Below are 18,255 nucleotides of genomic sequence, written 5' to 3'. Positions count from 1 at the left end.
CTGCTAATGAAATAATGATAAGTATAAAGGAATCCAGTCGGCTCCATAAGTGAAAGCGAGGAGCGCTCCAAACGCCAAATACGGACCAAATGGAACGGGCTGCTTTTTTTGAATGACTCCGGTAAGGAGCAGGGCTCCCCCGATCAGCGTTCCTGCCAGAAACGCCAGCAGAAAAGCAACGATGACATTGGGAAATCCGATAATCCAGCCTAGCAGCGCGAACAGCTTCACATCGCCCAGTCCCATGCCGCCTCGTGAAACAAAAACGATCAGCATCAGAACGCCTCCTCCAAGCAGAGCCCCCCATACATGCTGCCAGACCGAACCGGCGGGAAAGAGAACGCGAAGAAGAAGAAAAACCGGCGCAAACGCCAGCAAAATCCGATTAGGGATGAGCATATATTTCAAATCGGAAACGGTAACGATGACACAAAGACTGACAAGAACAAGGCCGACTACCGTCTCCCGCGTATTTCCGAAAGTTAGATAGATCCAAACAAACAAAAAGCCCGTCGCCAATTCCCCTAACGGGTAGACGGGTGAGATCGAAGACTTGCAAAACGAACATTTCCCGCGCGACAGCAGCCAGCTGACAACCGGAATTAACTGCTTCGCCTGAAGCCGATTCGCGCAATGCGGACACGTCGAAGGCGGGTGCACAATCGATTGTTTTAAAGGGACACGCAGTCCGACAACGTTAAAAAACGATCCCAGGACGAGGCCTAGGATGAAAAGATAGATGGAGATGAGTGCGTTCATTGTTGAGTCTCGTTCTCCTTTTAGAAACTACTAGAGAGAGGGAGTAATCAACTCCTCTCCCCGAGAGATTCTTTATTTGCCACTCTTAATTACAGTCGATCCGTCGTAAACTTTTGAACTAGCGGTATGTGTAGTTGTTACTGACGTAACACCAGTCTCTACTGTTCCGCCTGCAACTGTTGTAAGACTTACAGAAGTTAGGGAGCCAGTTGCTGAAAATTTCACTTCGCCACCTGTAATATTGGCCTTAGTACTAGGAAGAAGGATTGGATTTTCAAGGTAGCCTTTCGCTTGTAAGGAATCAGTGCCACCAACAATACTAATTGTTAAGCCAGTACCCCCGCCAGTAAAATCACCATTTTTCTCAGCCGTTACATACAATCTTGCGGCATCGTATATCTGACGTGCTGTTGCGACATCTGCATCCTTTTTCGTATTGCCGATAATATTACTAATCAACGGAACCGCAATGACCGCGATAACGGCCAAGATGACGATAACCGCGAGCAGCTCGATTAGTGTAAAACCTTTCTCTTCTTTTTTCAACCTCTTCAAAATAGCTTGCATGGGGACTCCTCCTAAAAAATATAAAATTTAATATTTATGAATAGCAGCTCCTGCCGCGGTGCACCGCAGCCCTTCGCATACTTACCCAACAGTGGAATAAAGAGTGAACATTGGCAGCAATATCGCCATTACGATCAAGCCGACGACACCGGCCAAAAAGACAATGAGCAGCGGTTCGATTAACGACTTAAGCCGGTCGACCGTGTTGTCGACATCCATCTCATAGAAGTCAGCAACCTTGGATAACATCTGGTCCAGAGCGCCTGTCTCCTCGCCGACCGCAATCATTTGCGTCACAAGCGGCGGAAATACCCAGGACCGCTTCAGCGGCTCCGACAGCGGACTGCCTCTGCGCAGCGAATCGCCGGATTGCCGGATGACCTCACAAATGACTTTGTTGCCGACAACCTGTTCGACGATTGCCAAGGACTGCAAAACCGGCACAGAGCTGGCATATAGCGAAGATAACGTCCGCGTCATTTGGGCAATTGCGCCCTTTTGATTCAGCTTGCCGAAAATCGGTATCTTCAGCTTCGCGTAGTCGATCGCGTATTTGCCTTTCTCCGTCCTTTTCACCCCTACAAAAGCCATTATGAGAACGATAACGCCGAGCAGCCAGAGGTACCACTGATTCGCCACGCTGCCGCTCATCGCGAGTACGACTCTTGTAATAAGCGGAAGCTCCGCTCCGAAGGATTCAAACATCGATACGAATTGCGGCACAACGGCAAGCAGCAGATAAATAACGGCCGCAATTGACATCACCCCAACGACAATGGGATATGTCATCGCCGATTTGATCTTCTCCTTGGTCGAATGAGCCTTCTCGAAAAAAGCAGCCAGCCGATCCATCGTTCCGTCAAGGTCGCCCGTCTCCTCCCCAGCTCGTACCATGCTGATGAACATCGGCGGAAAAATCCGCTTGTGCTCCTGTGCCGCCTGTGAAAACGGGATGCCCCGCAGCAGAGCGGAGTTTACTTCCGCTAACGCCTTCTTCAGTGGCTTGCTCTCCGTCTGCTCGGATAGAATGTTCGTTGCGTCAACCAGTGTAACGCCGGCCCGAATTAACGTCGCGAACTGGCGGCAAAAAATAATAAAATGAATGCCTTTCACCGGGTTTCCGATGTACAGCTCCGTCTGAAGCACGGTTGTCCGAACCTCTTGGACGGAGAGGACAGTCAAGCCTCGTTTCCGCAGTTCCTCAACGGCGGACGTCTTATCCATGCTTGTCAGCTTGCCCTTCTGCATCCGCCCCCCGGCGCCCTTTACCTGATACGTGAACTGCGGCATTAGTTGACTCCCTCCGTCAGATAAGGCCTAGCCGCGGCAGCCGTTACGATACCCTTCTGAAGCAGCTCCTTGATCGACATGTCGAGCGTATGCATGCCAAGTGCTCGACCGGTCTGCATCACGCTTCGGATCTGGTGCACCTTCTCCGACCGGATCAAATTCGCAACGGCCGGCGAATTCACCAATATTTCCGTTGCGGCAATCCGCCCTTGGCCAGACGCTCTTGGCAGCAGTCTCTGGGAAATGACGGTCAGCAGCACGGCAGCGAGCTGCGACCTTATTTGCGCCTGCTGATGCCCCGGAAAAGCGTCGATGATACGGTCAATCGTTTGCGGAGCATCGGTCGTATGGAGTGTAGCTAGTACGAGATGTCCGGTTTCCGCTGCGGTCACCGCAGCCGAGATCGTCTCCAGATCGCGCATCTCCCCGACGAGGATGACATCGGGATCCTGCCGGAGCGCCGCTCTCAGTCCGTTTGCGAAGCTTCGCGTATCATGACCGACTTCCCGTTGTTCGACAATGGACGACGCGCTCGCGTGTACGTATTCAATCGGATCTTCGAGCGTAATGATATGCTTGTTCTGCGTCCGATTGATATGGTTAATGAACGCGGCCAGCGTCGATGATTTGCCGCTGCCTGTCGGTCCGGTTACCAAAATCAATCCTTGCGGCTTATCGGCTAGCGGAGCGATGACAGCGGGCATCTCCAGCTGCTCCAGCGTCGGAACGCTTCGAGCGATCGCCCTTACCGCTATGCTGCAGTGACCCTGCTGGCGATAAATATTGATTCGGAACCTGCTCGCGGGAATGGAATAGGAAAAATCGACCTCTCCCAGCTCGTTCAGCTTTTTCAGGTTTTCATCGGTCAGCAGCGCTTCCGCTAGTCCTGTCGCTTCCTCAGCGCTCACGGCTTGATCGCTCCCAGCCTTCAAAGCGCCGTCTATCCTGAAGGTAGGCGGGGATCCGACGGAAATATGCAAATCCGACGCCTTGCGCTCGCATACCGTTTCCAGAAGAGCGATGATTTTTTCTTTTGCGGACATATTCGGATCCTCCATTTTAATGAGCTACTGTCTCACGAAGCACTTCTTGAAGCGTTGTGACGCCCCGCGCAACCTTTTCCAATCCGTCGTCCAGTAATTGAATCATGCCCTGCCTCGACGCGGCGTCGCGCAGCTGCATGACCGACGCGCCGTTCGTAATCAGCTCGCGAATCTCGTCGTCCACCAGCAGCACCTCATGAATCGCTACGCGCCCCCGGTATCCCGTGCTGTTACAGCTGCCGCAGCCTTGGCCGCGGTACAGCTTGTCCAATTCAGGCAAGCGGCCGCGCAGAAAGAACCTCTCCTGCTCCGTAACCGGGTGCGCCTGCTTGCAATCCGGGCACACGCGGCGCACTAGCCGCTGCGCTACGATGCCAAGCAAGGATGACGCGATCAAATATGGCTCAATCCCCATATCGCGGAATCTTGTTATGGTACTGACCGAGTCATTCGTATGAAGAGTGGACAGAACTAGATGACCGGTCAGTGACGCCCGAATGGCGATTTCAGCGGTTTCGCTGTCGCGGATTTCCCCAACCATAATGATGTTCGGGTCCTGACGCAGAATCGATCGGAGTCCCGCCGCGAACGTAAGCCCGATGTTCGGATTGACTTGGACCTGGTTAATCCCTTCAAGCTGGTATTCGACCGGATCCTCGACCGTAATAATATTCGTGTCTTCCTTGTTCAGATGCGAAAGCCCCGAATACAGCGTAGTGGTTTTACCGCTTCCCGTAGGTCCTGTAATGAGCAGAATACCGTACGGCTTGTCGATCATATCCTTGAACAGCTCCAGATTTCGCTCATTGAAGCCGAGCTGGTCGATTGCTTTGACGCCCGTGCTTAAGTCCAATATACGCAGAACCAGCTTCTCTCCATGGATCGTCGGCAGAGAGGACACGCGGATATCGACCGCCTTGAAGTCGACTGTCATCTTGATCCGGCCGTCCTGCGGCAGCCTTCTCTCGGCAATGTTAAGCTTCGCCATAATCTTCAGCCTTGCCGTAATGAATCCTTGCATCTGCTTCGGCACGGTTCGCTCGGTGCGCAAAACACCGTCGATTCGGTAACGGATCGTTACGTTCAGCTCGCTCGGGTCGACGTGAATGTCGGATGCCCGCAGCTGGACCGCCTGCTGGATCATCTGGTTTACAAGCCGAACGACCGGCGAATCCTCGTCCATCACTTCATTTTCCTGAATCTCATCGGAGCTGGACATATCTACCAGCATTTGATTCATGGAATCCTGCAAGCCATAATGCCGCGCTATCGCGCGTTGAAGCTCATCCCGGCTTGAAATCGCGGGTTCAATACGGAAGCCGGTGCTCATCCGGAGCTCCTCTATGGCGAAATAATCAAGCGGGTCCGCCATTGCGACCATTAACCGGCCGCCTTCCTTTTGAAGCGGAATCGCCTGGTACCTTCTGGCCATGCTCTCCGGTATGATCTGAGTGACAGCCGGGTCGATCTGAAATTTATAGAGACTGACATGCGGAATGCCAAGCTGGAATTCAAGCACCTCGATCAATTGTTGCTCCGTTATATAGCCTTGCGAAATAAGCAAGTCCCCAAGCTTTTGCTTCGTCTTGCTTTGTTCGCGAAGCGCTTCCTGAAGCTGCTCTTCCGAGATCAGCATGCTTTCGACAAGCAAATCTCCCAATCTTTTTTTTGTGACCGCCACAGCTTCAACTCCTATCCCTCTCAAACAGATAGCACAAATATACTAGCATAATCATATGATTCTAAAGACCTATAATATCAAACGGTATGTTAAAAGTATCCAAACGTCCTAGAAATCGCTATAATTCCTTGCAACTACGCGCCTTCTCGCTTACACTGATTATATCGTACAAACGCTAAAAAACAACAGCTTTCGATGGCGTTTAGGTAAATAGAATCATTTGGCAGACCTACTATTGGGAGGAATATTACTATGAAACTTTCCACCTTGAAAAAGAGAGTTTCAACCGTGCTAGTCATTACTTTGTTTGCAATGTTTTTTTCATACATAGTAGAGAAGCAGCACCCGGCTGGAGCGGCTACAATCGTCGACTCGGTTACTCTAAGCGTTGACTCCAAGTTCGTGTCCGAAAACGATGGGAAGGTTGCCGCATACGCTAACGCCTATTTTAAGGACGAGCTTTTTCTTATGGAGGATCATGGCAACAACGAGGTATCTTTTAAATCGAAGGCAAGCGGCAGATATTTGTCCTATGCGCCTGAGAATGGCAATAGCGAATTTAAGCTGCATGCCGTAACTGCCTCAACGCTGACCAAATATGAGAAATTCAAAAAAATTCCTTTAGATGACGGGTACTTCAGGCTCGAGACTACACACGACCGCGGACCGGACAATCGGTATTTGGAAGTGAGCTCCTTTAATATCATCGCTAAGAATAAAGAAGTGAACGACCGTCAAAAGTTTAAAATCGTCACCCGGTCGCTTAGAACCACCGTTAACGTTCTCGAAATTACCCAAACGGGCGTCTCGGATTTAGCTTCGCTTGTCGGAGGAACACCGCTCATCTCGGTGAAGACGCTCAGCATGAAGCAATTCGTCGCTTCCCGTGAAAGCCTGAAGGATAAGTACGATGCGGTTTACATTGGCAGAGGCACATACAACATCACGCTCCCTTCCAAAGCAGCTTCCAAAGACGCTCACGTCACAAAACATATTCAGAACGACATCACGCAGCTAAAGGCTAATGAAATCATTCATAATTTTGTGGATACGGGACTCCCTGTTATTCTCTATAGCGATTCGGGATCGGGATCCGGAATTGAGTATCAGGCGGATTTGAAAAACTGGCAAGGCAAAATCACGCAATACGGGCTTCTGAAGAAAAACTTCGCCAAATATAACACCAGAGCTTATAAACGGGATAACGTCGTTTTTGTAAACGAGTATGACTTATCGACAGTGCAGACTTTTACGGCAAAAATCAATTTGCTTGAAGCCGGCAATTTGCGGCCGCAGCTTACGGTTACCTCGCAGCCTATCGACTATACGAAGGACCAAAACCATGTTTATAAACCGGGAGATACCATTTCCTTCGGTTATACGGTTGCTAACGTCGGGGACTTAAGGCAGAAAACGATTGAAGCCAATCTGTATATCGGGATGGACAGCGCGCTTCCGTTCGGCGCGGAGCAGCTTGTCGCAACGCAGAAGGTCGCCACTTCGACAGGCTCCATAACCTACACGCTGCCCCCTGGTTATTCCGGTCTTCAATACTGGAGACTCGAGCTTTCCGATTTCAACAGTCCGCTGATTGATGCCAAAACTGGCGTATTCCGGTTCAAGGATCAAAAAATCAGCATTAACGTGCTTCAGGTCATGCCGAAGGACAATACGAGCAGCAGCCTTAACAATTCGAAAAATATGAAAGCTTCTTATCTGTCTCCTACGACTGACCCGTACAAAGACGCTTACACGATTAAAGTCGACACCATGTCAATTACGAGGTTTAACGAATCCGGCTACAGAACGTTAAACGGCAAATACGACATGCTCATTTTTGGTTTTGGCGATTACTATAACAATTACGCGCCGATTGATGACGCCGCATCTGAAGCTGTCCTTGATTTTATTGCCACCGGCCAAAGCGTGATGTTAACTCACGATACGATCTTTTTGAACGATAATCCAAACAATAAAAACTGGCTGGACAAGTTCGGCGAGATTTCAGGGCAAATCAACCCGCAAACGAACATGGGTTTCGGTAACCCGCTCAGCTCTACAAAAACAGAAAAGGTCAACGACGGGTTGCTTACTCAATATCCATTCTTGTTGGACAAGGCTACGGAAAAACTGGTTGCCGCGACGCATAATCAGTACTTCACCCTCGATTTGGAGGATCCGACGGTTATTCCTTGGTACAACATGGTGGACAACACTTACCGCACACCAGGGGACAGCTGGAATCATTATTACACGTACTCGAAAGGAAACGTCACCTATTCTGGATCGGGTCATACGAACAGCGATTTTCCTGACTGGGAGCAGAAGCTCTTCGTGAATACGATGTTCAGGGCTTATATGGGCTCTAACCATGCTCCGCAGTTGACGGTTAACAGTCCGATTGAATATAACTCGGCAACCGATAATTTTATCCCGTCTTATTCCGATTTGCTGATTAACTACTCGGCTGTCGACTTCGACTTGAACGACCGTGACTTAACGACATCGGTTAACCTTATCATGAACGGCAAATCGACGCCGGTCATCGAGAAGCAGCATGTGCTGAGCGGCGAAACGATCAATAAGTCGATTCCTAATCCGCTGCCAGAGGGCGGCAACGCTACGATTGAAATTAAAGCATGGGATGAACACGGCGCTGAGGTTGTCAAACAAATCAAAGTGAAGGTCGTCAAAATCACCGCAAACCTGGAGTTAAGCCGGAGCGTCTCCACGAACGTTGAGGACAATCGCCTCAAGATTAATGACACCGCATTTTTCACGTATACCGTCACGCCAAAGGCGGTCGATAAAAACGATGCGCTGGCGGCAGACCGTATGATTATTAAAAAAGTCAAATTCAGCGAGAAGTTTCCACCGCAATTGGATATCGGAACACTGCCCGACGGTTTTACGAAAACCGGGACTTTAACGGATGGCTATACGGTTACCGGCACGCTCCCCGATATTGCCTATACATTGTCAGGCAATGCGTTTACCGCGAAGCCGGTCAGCTTCGAGCTGCCTGTCATTCCGAGAAAAGACGGCTTTTATTCGCTGATGGAAGGCACGCTGAATTATTTGGACGTCGGCGGTCAATCAACAAAAACGATGCAATTCCCGTCTTATGTGCTGCAAGCCATCACGATGATCGAGCGAATTCAGCTGAGCAGCATGACGATTCTCGAAGGCGATAAAAAGCCGTTCATTCCAACGATTACACCAGACACGGCTACAATTAAGCAGCTGACATGGGAATCGGACAGGCCGGATATCGCAACCGTGAACAGCAGCGGTATCGTAACCGGCATGAAGCCTGGCACAGCCGTCATCCGCGCAACCGCGACCGACGGAAGCAAGCAGTCCGCAACCGCAACCGTTACCGTTATCCGCGCCGGATTGAACATCATCGGCAGCGACCGGGTGGCGGTTCATGAGACAATGCCGCTCACCTCCAGTCTGTATACCGCCGATTATGAGATGATCGAATCGTACAGCTGGAAGATCTCGCAAGGCTCGAGCTTCATCAGTCTGCAATCGTCGAACAGCAACGCGACGATCGTAAACGGTTTAAATGCCGGTACCGCAACAGTCCAATTGACGGTTACGACGAACGAGAACAGGGCGTATACGGCAACAAAAACGATTACCGTATTTAAGCAGCTGACAGGCCTTGAGTTGAACGACGCAACGCTTGCGCTGGGCGAATCCGAGCAGCTTACGCCGATTTTCACGCCTGCCGACGCACTGAACAAGACGGTATCATGGAGCAGCAGCGACGATTCGGTTGTAACAGTTGACAAAAACGGCGTGATTACCGGAGTCGGCGTCGGCGAAGCAACGGTAACGGCTTCGTCCGCAGATGGCAGCGGATTGACCGCCGATGCCATTGTTACCGTATATGTGCCGCAGCCGACGATTTCGGCAGCCGACAACGTTGCATTAGGCGAAAAGCTGACGGTTCAATTAACATCCTTCCTGGAGTCAAAGAACGACCCTGTCGATTCCGCCTCCTGGAACATCCTTCAGGGTTCGGACCGCGTTGTTCCTGGAAGCAAGGCACAAAACTTTGCCGAATACGAGACCCTAAAAGCAGGGATCGTGGAAGTGCAGCTGCAGCTTCATACCGTCAACGGGCGGACGTATACCTCTAATTCCGTGCAGGTTCAAGTGGAGCCCATCACGCTTATGATGCAAATGACGAAGTCCATGGATCCAGGCACAACCGCCGAATTGTGGAACGAGCTATCCTCGAATCCGAAAAACGGCAAAAATGCGATCAAAGATTTGCTGAAATGGGCGAGCAGCGATAGCGGGACGGTCAGCGTAAACCGCGACACCGGCCAGATTACCGCTTTAAAACCGGGATCGGCAACGATTACGGTTGCCTACGAGCATGACCCGGCCGTTCGCGCTTCGATGACGATTATCGTCAACAGGCCGCCTGTAGAACCGCCGTCACTAGGCAACGGCGAAAGCAGATACTAAGGCTCATCAGCAAAACAAGAACCCCATGGAGTCAGCTCCATGGGGTTCTTTGCTTAGCTTTATGAAGTTGTCGATTCGTGCACAAGCTTCCTGCTGCCCAGCGTAACGCTTAGTTGATTAACGCGCGGCAAACCATCGTATTGATCATTAAAAATGTCGATATTGTAATCAATAATAAACCTGGAATCCAATTCATTCGCGAAAATTTGATCATCAAAATTCATGCCTTCCGGTTTATCGGGCGCTTCCGTCACATTTCCAAGCACCGCATTAATGGTTAGCTGCTGCTTGGCAAAGAAACCGCCGTTTAGCCAGAAGGATGAGCCTACACCATAGAGCTCTGCCGTTCCTTCTGTATAGAAGAAAGCATCCAGCCGATGTTTAACCCTCTCTTCCCCTTCATAACGGCCGTAGTTCGTAAACGCATCGAACCGGTTCAGCAGAATGGGAGGAACCGAAAGGAGAACAAGCTGCTTGGAATCGTATCCTTTGAGCTCCGCGTCTTGCACAATCGTCATCTCATCCGGTTCGCCTTCACCTAAGCAGAACATCGTGCTGTCGACTCGAATTCCTTTCCCGGTAATCGTTACCTTGCCTGTTACAAGGATATTAGCCTGAATGGCCAGCTCCTCGTTGCTGTAGTTGTTAATATTCAAATCTCCATTTACGATAAACCACTTGTTCGAAGCTCTAGAAGCCGCATCATAGACCAGTTGTTTATACGCGACACCGTCTAACGTTAAATCATCATCAAATACGATCGTTTCGGTAAGCTTGCTGTTAAACAAGCTTAAATAGTTATTGACATAATCATCCCGTTCCGCCTCGTAACGTTCGACCGCTTCCTCATCGTCCCAATTTGGCAGCGCAGGCTCCGATCGATACGCTACGCGTCTGACGCCGTTTAATACTAAGCGATTAACAAATTCATCCGTTGAAACATTTAAAGCCGTTTCGAGCTCTTCGCGAACCCCCGGCTTTCTCCCTACAGCGAGCTCGGCTTTGTCCAGAAAAGACTCCCTTACGTTTATGGATACAAACTTGCTGCGATCTTTTATATGGATATGATCGTAACTGAGTCCCAGCAGCTCCTCCAGTTTATCCGGATCGTTCTGCGGAATGGAAACGTACCTGTCATTGGGATCGGCGGCGACGACGGTTGGGTCCGCATACTTTATCGACAAAGGGGATTGCACATACAGGGTGCCAATGATATTAGGATACTGCGAGAGCTTCTCCAGAAAATGAGCGGTTTTATATTTATACTGGGCGTAGTTGTTAATTTTCAGCTCCCCTCCGGCATAAACGCTGCCGATCGCTAACGGGGAACCATTCAAAACAACGTTCTGCTCCGAACCGAACGAATAGTTCAAAAAATCGGGGAAAGCATCGACCCTGACTTCTTGCTCGAGCTTTCGTATGACCCCGTTTACATTGGCTTCCGAGGTTATGAATACTTTGTAGCTCATGGGACTTGTTTGTTCCACTTTTTCTACGGTCACTTTCGCAGCTTCCGCACCCGACAGGTTCGTCGTTTGAACTGCGTCTTCCATCAGCTTGCCGGGATTTGCTTCAATGCCCATCATGTACTGATGCAATTCCACATCGCTAATATCGCTTACGCCATCATATTCTTTCACCAAATACGACACCGCTTCGTTCAGTCCTCTTTCGGCCAGATGCAGGCTCTGCACGTCGTTTTCTTTCGTCTCCGTACGCACGGCGCCCCCAAGACTCGCACCCAGGATCGAAACGCCTAGCAGCGTAAACAATAAGATCATAAAAACGACGAGCATAAGCGCATAACCGCGTTCATCACGCAAGCGCGACTCCTTCATTAGATTCGCATCTCCTAAAATCCAAATTTGCTTTTTAACGTCATCCGCCTCGGTTCTTCGCCTGCCGCTTGTTTCAGCACAAGCTCGATTTCGATCAATCCCGTCGAGCATGTAAGCTGACCGTGTTCGAAAATGCCGGATTGGCCGCACTCCAATTGAATCGGGTCATTATTTTCGATGATAGAATGAATGTCTACCCTAGTAACCGTCGCTTTGCCTTGTGCTTCATCGTAGCCGTGAATGATAAGGCCCCCGTCTTCCACTTGAATACGGTTTTGATTCGCATTCTGGTCCTTCACGAGCTGGATACCGTTTGAGAGCTGTCTAACCTTCTCCGGCGCAACGGTGTATAGCTCATTAATGATTGCGGACATGATCAGATCGGCATCATCCCGCAGAGCATTTTCCGTCTGAATTTTGTTGTAAGAAGAAACCCCGTACGTAATAACCGAAAAGATGATGCCGCCGAACAGAGCAAGCAGCGTGGTCGATACGATCAGCTCAATCAATGTGAAGCCCTTCCCGCTTGAGAAACGCTTAACGAATCTTTTCATTCGTAATATAACCCTCCACTTCCGCCTTCTCGCGGGCGTTGTCACTGCCTTCTGACGGCTGAACGGTTACGAGAATGGGAATCAGGTAATTTTCCATCTGCGAGTCGAGTCCATCCAAAAGATTTTCCTTATACGCAATCTTAATGCTGTACGTGACGCCGTTCACTGTCGGAGTTAACGTATCGGCCAGCTGATTGGGATTGTCGACGAGGCTTTTAACCTCCTCCGAGCAGCTTGCGGGACTGCAAACGATCTCACTCTGCTCCCCGTCCTCGAAGTACTTGCGGATAGCGTTAAAATCTTGCTTTTCCATATAAAATAAAGCGTTCCGCGCCAGGTTGATCATCACGGTCTTATCCTGATTGCCTTTGGAATAAGACATCGCATTTGTAAAAAATGCGGTCATCGCCAGCGAAACGATCGCTAATATCGCAAAAGCCGCGATGACCTCGACCAACGTGAATCCGGACTCGCTGCCGCCAAGCCTCTGCTCTTTCATGTACAGTCATCCACCTGCTTAAAGCGCCGATTCCTGTTCATTCAGCGCTGATTCTTTCTTCCTATTCTACTATAAGGCGACTCTCATATCTATCAAAATGGAACAGTATTCGACACAGGAATCGACTGCCAATAGGCATATGGAACGATTTAATGAAATTCCTGTTCTTGTGCTATACTTAACCCATGGAACAGTGGAAAAAGAATCTAATCGTATTGTGGTTCGGACAATTTCTTGTCATGTCTGGGATGACGATGATCACCCCGTTTTTAACGCTTTATCTTCAATTCGATCTGGGGCTGTCCGATCCGCATGAGATCGGCGTGTGGGCCGGACTTATTTTTGCGGGCAACTTCGTGACGGCCTTTATCTTTCAGCCGATATGGGGCAAAGTTTCTGACCGATACGGCCGCAAAGTGATGCTGCTGCGCTCCGGCTTCGGGATGGCTGTCGTTATGGTGTTGATGGGGTTCGCGACGACGCCATGGCATCTGCTTCTTCTCCGGATGTTGAACGGCACAATTTCCGGCTTCAACCCGGCCTCCATTGCCCTTGTGTCGACGAACACGCCTAAGGACAAGATGGGCTTTGCGATGGGCACACTCCAGTCCGGCGCGATGGCTGGAACGATACTTGGTCCGTTTATCGGGGGACTGCTCGCGGACGCGGTCGGCTACCGCCCTATCTTCTACATAACAGGCGCGCTGCTGTTCATCGCTTCGTTATTAGCCTTGTTTATCGTCAAGGAAACGTTCGACCTTGCCAAAGCTGCCCGCCGTGCGCAGGCTTCCGTCTTGGAAGGGCTCAAAAAAGTCAGCCGGATACAGCCGCTGATGGCCTTGTTTGCCGTCACGTTTCTTATTCAATTCGCGAATATGAGTCCGATGACCTTGATCCCGCTGTATGTGCAGGAGCTTCACCATAGCACGGCTAATCTTGCTTTTCTGGCCGGGTTCGTCAGCGCCGTAACGGGGATATCTAACCTGATCTCCTCGCCGCTGCTCGGACGGCTCAGCGACCGAATCGGGGCGGAACGCGTGCTTGCGGTGTCGCTTATCGGTTCCGCTCTGGCGTTTATCCCGCAGGCGCTTGCGGATACCGTCTGGCAGCTCATACTCGCCCGCTTCGGACTTGGCATCTTCCTCGGCGGACTCATACCGGCCGTGAACGCGCTTATCCGCAAATATACGCCAGACGGCATGGAAAGCCGAGCCTACAGCTTCAACAGCAGCACGCTCAGCCTCGGCAACATGATCGGTCCGATTACGGGGGGCGCGCTATCCGGCTATATCGGCATCCACGGCCTCTTCCTGCTATCCGGCGGGATGATGCTGCTTAATGGCGCGTGGGTATGGCATTCGCTGCTTAGAAAAAAACGTCCGGACACTGAAAAGCGCGCCAATGAGTGATGACCGTAACGGATCGCTTCCGCCGCGCAGCTCTTCCCCATTTCTCGATTTTCCGTTGGCCGATGCAAATAAAAAAGCGGATCGAATGTCCTATTCGGTCCGCTCTTTGTTTAATCCGCCCTAATCTATTTACCCTTTCACCCGAGCGATAGCCAGTCCGTCGTAGCCCGGGAGAATGGTGCTTTCGAGCCGCTCATCCGTCGCGATACGCTCGTTAAAGGAGCGGACAGCGAGTACGGACGGCCCTTGCTTGTCCGCATTTACCGTCCGGCCGCGCAGCAGGATATTGTCTCCGACGATAAGGGCGCCCGGTTCCGCCAGCTCCAAGGCGTAATCCAGGTAGGCCGGGTACCCTTCCTTATCCGCGTCAATAAAGAAAAAATCGAATTTGCGGCCTTCTGCCTTCAGCTCCTCCAAGCTTTTTCTGGCGTCGCCGATTTTATAGTCGACCTTATCACCAAAGCCGGCTTCCGTCAGATGAGCCCGCGCCACCTCCGCGTATTCCGGCAGCAGCTCTAAGGACAGCAAAGAGCCCCCGTCGCTCAGGCCTCTTGCCAGACAAATGCCGCTGTAGCCGCCAAGCGCTCCGATTTCCAGCAGCTTGCTTGCTCCGGTCATGCGCACCAGCATCGTCAGCAACCGGCCGTAGCCGTCAGCCACGGAGATCGATGGCATGCCGCGGCTGGCGATGCCTTCTTTTACCCGCTCCAGCTGCTCGTCTCTTTTATATAGTGAATCGACATATTGCTCCTCAATTGTCATCCGTATCTCCCCTTATGTAACATTTGTAAAGACCTGTCTGTTTGACCTATACTTAATTGTATGTTTTTATAGGTAAGGTTACAACGCAAGGCGGAATAATAGTAGTGCCTGCATCATTATTTGGATGGGAATGAGAGTGTAAAGTGGAACAATTGCAATTAATCGCAACGTGCGCAATGGGACTTGAAGCCATTGTCGCAAGGGAACTTAAAGACTTAGGTTATCAGGATCTGCAGGTCGAGAACGGCCGCGTTAATTTCAAAGGCGGGCCGGCTGATATTTGCCGCACCAATCTATGGCTTCGTACGGCGGGCCGCATTCTAATTAATATGGGCCGATTTAAGGCGACGACCTTCGATGAACTGTTTGAAGGAACGAAGGCGCTCGATTGGCCGGACTGGATTCCGGCGGACGGCGAATTCCCCGTAGATGGCCGATCGCATAAGTCGGTGCTGTCCAGCGTGCCGGCCTGCCAAAAAATCGTAAAAAAAGCCGTCGTTGAAAAAATGAAGGAACGTTACGGCACGGAATGGTTCTCCGAGGATGGAGGCCGTTACGTGATCGAAGTGACGCTGCTGAACGATGAAGCGCTGCTTACGCTGGATACCTCCGGCGCCGGCCTTCATAAGCGCGGTTACCGCATGATGGCGAACGAAGCGCCGATCCGCGAATCGATGGCGGCCGCGCTTATCCTCCTCAGCCGCTGGAGAGCGGAGCGTCCGCTGTACGATCCGTTCTGCGGCTCCGGCACGTTCCTGGTCGAAGCCGCGATGATCGGCTGGAACATTGCGCCCGGCCTTCGCCGAAGCTTCAGCAGCGAAGAGTGGGACAGCCTGCCGGCCGATTTATGGAGCGCCGCGCGGGAAGAGGCGTTCGACGCCGTCAAGGATGATATCCCGCTTCAAATTTCCGGTTCCGATATCGATCCGCGCGCGATTGAAATTTCGGAAGCCTCGATCAAACGCGCAGGCTTTGCCAAAGACATCAAAGTTAGCGTTCTGCCCGTCTCCAAAGCGAAGCCGCAAGGCGATTACGGCGTAATGATCACGAACCCGCCATACGGCGAACGGCTTGGCGACGAGCGGGAAGCGGAAGCCGCCTTGCGGCAATTCGGTCTCATGTCGCTCCATTACCCGACTTGGTCGTTTTTTGCGATCAGCCCGTCGGATCAGGTGGAGCATTATATGGGACGAGCGGCGGACAAAAAACGAAAGCTGTTTAACGGCCGCATTCAAACCGATTTCTATCAGTTTTTCGGACCGCTGCCGCCTCGGGAGAAACGCCATGAGTAGATGGTTTAACGGAGCAGCCGGCCAGCCGGCGGGCGGCGGCAGAATGAGACAAGCCTTCCGGTTCAGCTTAATCTGGCTGGACAGGCTTGTCGCCGTCGATCTGCTGCTATTCGCAATTGCGATGCTGCTGAAGCTGTACTGGTTCAACCGGCTTCTCTCCGTGCTTTATATGGATATGACAAGAACGGACGCCATCATCGAGGCGGGGGCGCTCCTGCTGCTCTCCTTCTGGACGCTGCTTATGCCTGCCCGCGGCAGGCTGCTCGCCCTGATCGGACTTAATCTCGCGTTATCCTTCTTGCTTTTTTCAGACGTCATCTATTATCGCTACTTCCAGGATTTAATTACGGTCCCTGTCCTCTTGCAGCTGAGTCAAGTCGAGTCGCTCGGCGGCAGCATCCACACCCTGCTTCGGCCATGGGATTTTTGGTTACTGGCAGATGCCGTTATCCTTGTTCCATATGCTGTGTATGTGATCTGGAAGGGTCGGGAGGATCTTGCCGAACGGCGCGTCTCGTCGGCCGGCAAGCCGCTTTGGCGCAAAGCCGTTCTTCGCATAGGAGGAAGCGCCGCTGTATTTCTGCTCGGCTACTCGCTCTTTTTTACGAATTTGAACCATGCGACGGATACGTGGGCCAAAGGCTTGTTTGAAAAAAACTGGTGGAACTTATCCATTTACAACGTTGCCGGCGGACTCGGCTTTCACGGCTACGATGTATACCGGTACGCCCAGCTGAATTGGTTAGGCGCGGAGGCGGTTACAGCCGAGCAGCTGACCGAAACCGAGCTGTGGATGCAGGACCGGGGGAATGCGAGAAAAGCGCTTGAGCAGGACCCGTTATTCGGCGCATATAAGGGAAGCAATGTGCTGATGGTGCAGATGGAGTCGATGCAGACGTTTATGCTTGGCAAATCCATCGGAGGGACGGAAATTACCCCTAACCTGAACAAGCTAATGGAAGAAAGCGCGTATTTCGCGAATTTCTATCATCAAACCTCGCAAGGACGGACATCCGACGCCGATTTTGCCGTTAACTGCTCCTTGCAGCCGATGAAAAGCGGTTCGGTCTTTATCCAGTACGCGTCTCACGACTTTCAATGTCTGCCGGAGAAGCTGAAGGATAACGGCTATTCGGCGTCTGTATTCCACCCCTATCAGGGCGGATTCTGGAACCGGAATGTCATGTACAAGAACATGGAGTACGATCAATTTTACAGCTTGAAGCATTACACAATGGACGAGCCCTTAGGCTGGGCGTTGGGCGACAAATCGTTCTACAGGCAGTCCATGGATGTCGTCGCCGATTTGCCTCAGCCGTTCCACGCGTTTATGATCTCGCTTACGAGCCACCACCCTTATAAGCTTCCAAAAGCCGAGAAAAAGCTGAACGTCGAAGAGCTGGACGGCACCATCATGGGCGATTACTTGCAGGCTGTCCATTATGCGGACGCGGCTTTAGGCGAATTGGTCGAACGGTTGAAGGCGGAAGGATTGTGGGAAAAGACCATTTTTGTATTGTATGGCGACCACGACAATTCGATTCAGGATTGGGATTTATATCAACGCTTTATGGATAACCCTTCCGATCCGTTGGAGAGAGAACAAGTGATCAAAAGCGTGCCGTTGCTTATCCATCTCCCTGACGGCGCCCATGCCGGACGTTATGATGCGGTTGGCGGCCAGCTGGATGTGTCGCCGACCCTTCTGCATCTGCTGGGCATATCGGCGGGCGAGCCTTATTGGCTTGGGCAGCCTCTGTTAACGGAACAGACAGGTGCGGATCGGCTTGTCACCCAGCGCAACGGTTCGTGGACGGACGGGAAGCACTACTATATTCCTTCGGCCGACGGCTTGTCGGCGAATGGCAAATGCTACGCCGTGGATACCGGCGAGCTGACGGATACGGCAGCCTGCTTGCCGTTAACCGAAAGCGCCGATACGGAGCTTATGATGTCCGACCGCATCGTAATCGGCGACCTGCTCGGCTCCTTCCACAATAGCGAAGCCGTCGAAGTCATCGGCGGCCAGCCAAGCGAATAAAAAGAAGCCTGCGGCGCAAGTGCGTGCCGCAGGCT

Annotated in this window: 13 protein-coding genes; 4 read left to right on the top strand and 9 right to left on the bottom strand. The window is 51.5% G+C overall.

The window, feature by feature from the left end; translation table 11 throughout:
- Positions 1-3 precede the first annotated feature (3 nt).
- The 5 genes from D3P08_RS07260 to D3P08_RS07240 form a co-directional block, all read right to left on the bottom strand.
- The gene (locus tag D3P08_RS07260) at positions 4-759 is read right to left on the bottom strand and encodes a prepilin peptidase (RefSeq protein ID WP_119598833.1); all 756 of its coding nucleotides are present in this window, start codon (positions 757-759) and stop codon (positions 4-6) included.
- Positions 760-831: 72 nt separating this feature from the next.
- A complete protein-coding gene (locus tag D3P08_RS07255; RefSeq protein ID WP_119598831.1) occupies positions 832-1,326 on the bottom strand; it encodes a type II secretion system protein in 495 nt (164 codons plus the stop codon).
- An 81-nt stretch (positions 1,327-1,407) separates the two neighbouring features.
- Positions 1,408-2,616, bottom strand: coding sequence for a type II secretion system F family protein (locus D3P08_RS07250; RefSeq protein WP_119598829.1), 1,209 nt, complete (start codon positions 2,614-2,616; stop codon positions 1,408-1,410).
- Positions 2,616-3,659, bottom strand: coding sequence for a type IV pilus twitching motility protein PilT (locus D3P08_RS07245; protein ID WP_119598827.1), 1,044 nt, complete (start codon positions 3,657-3,659; stop codon positions 2,616-2,618). The genes D3P08_RS07250 and D3P08_RS07245 overlap by 1 nt, the downstream gene beginning before the upstream one ends.
- 16 nt (positions 3,660-3,675) lie before the next feature.
- A complete protein-coding gene (locus D3P08_RS07240) occupies positions 3,676-5,340 on the bottom strand; it encodes a GspE/PulE family protein (RefSeq protein ID WP_119598825.1) in 1,665 nt (554 codons plus the stop codon).
- A gap of 252 nt (positions 5,341-5,592) precedes the next feature.
- Between D3P08_RS07240 and D3P08_RS07235 the strand changes: the two genes are divergently transcribed.
- Positions 5,593-9,825, top strand: a complete 4,233-nt coding sequence (locus D3P08_RS07235; RefSeq protein ID WP_119598823.1) for an Ig-like domain-containing protein — start codon at positions 5,593-5,595, stop codon at positions 9,823-9,825.
- A 59-nt stretch (positions 9,826-9,884) separates the two neighbouring features.
- Here D3P08_RS07235 and D3P08_RS07230 read toward each other — a convergent pair whose 3' ends face one another.
- From D3P08_RS07230 to D3P08_RS07220, 3 genes are read right to left on the bottom strand one after another with little or no spacing between them, the layout of a single operon-like run.
- The gene (locus D3P08_RS07230; protein ID WP_119598821.1) at positions 9,885-11,663 is read right to left on the bottom strand and encodes a hypothetical protein; all 1,779 of its coding nucleotides are present in this window, start codon (positions 11,661-11,663) and stop codon (positions 9,885-9,887) included.
- Between the two features lie 14 nt (positions 11,664-11,677).
- Positions 11,678-12,217 carry a type II secretion system protein gene (locus D3P08_RS07225; protein ID WP_119598819.1) on the bottom strand — a complete coding sequence of 180 codons (540 nt, stop codon included), beginning with the start codon at positions 12,215-12,217 and terminating at the stop codon, positions 11,678-11,680.
- Positions 12,201-12,716: a type IV pilus modification PilV family protein gene (locus D3P08_RS07220; RefSeq protein WP_119598817.1), complete on the bottom strand. Its 516-nt coding sequence runs from the start codon at positions 12,714-12,716 to the stop codon at positions 12,201-12,203. The genes D3P08_RS07225 and D3P08_RS07220 overlap by 17 nt, the downstream gene beginning before the upstream one ends.
- 185 nt (positions 12,717-12,901) lie before the next feature.
- Here D3P08_RS07220 and D3P08_RS07215 point away from each other — a divergent pair, with 185 nt between their 5' ends.
- Positions 12,902-14,125, top strand: a complete 1,224-nt coding sequence (locus tag D3P08_RS07215) for an MFS transporter (protein ID WP_119598815.1) — start codon at positions 12,902-12,904, stop codon at positions 14,123-14,125.
- 129 nt (positions 14,126-14,254) lie between these two features.
- Here the strand turns inward: D3P08_RS07215 and D3P08_RS07210 are convergent, their stop codons facing one another.
- Complete coding sequence (locus D3P08_RS07210; protein WP_119598813.1) at positions 14,255-14,887, bottom strand: O-methyltransferase; 633 nt, start codon at positions 14,885-14,887, stop codon at positions 14,255-14,257.
- A gap of 143 nt (positions 14,888-15,030) precedes the next feature.
- Between D3P08_RS07210 and D3P08_RS07205 the strand changes: the two genes are divergently transcribed.
- Both D3P08_RS07205 and D3P08_RS07200 read left to right on the top strand, forming a co-directional pair.
- A complete protein-coding gene (locus D3P08_RS07205) occupies positions 15,031-16,179 on the top strand; it encodes a THUMP domain-containing class I SAM-dependent RNA methyltransferase (RefSeq protein WP_119598812.1) in 1,149 nt (382 codons plus the stop codon).
- Positions 16,172-18,220 carry an LTA synthase family protein gene (locus D3P08_RS07200; RefSeq protein ID WP_240647351.1) on the top strand — a complete coding sequence of 683 codons (2,049 nt, stop codon included), beginning with the start codon at positions 16,172-16,174 and terminating at the stop codon, positions 18,218-18,220. Before D3P08_RS07205 ends, D3P08_RS07200 begins: the two co-directional genes overlap by 8 nt.
- Positions 18,221-18,255 lie beyond the last annotated feature (35 nt).

Source organism: Paenibacillus nanensis, from assembly GCF_003583765.1.
Lineage (GTDB): Bacteria > Bacillota > Bacilli > Paenibacillales > Paenibacillaceae > Pristimantibacillus > Pristimantibacillus nanensis.
The sequence above is the reverse complement of the archived record's forward strand: the minus strand, read 5'-3'. Positions and strand labels throughout refer to the sequence as shown.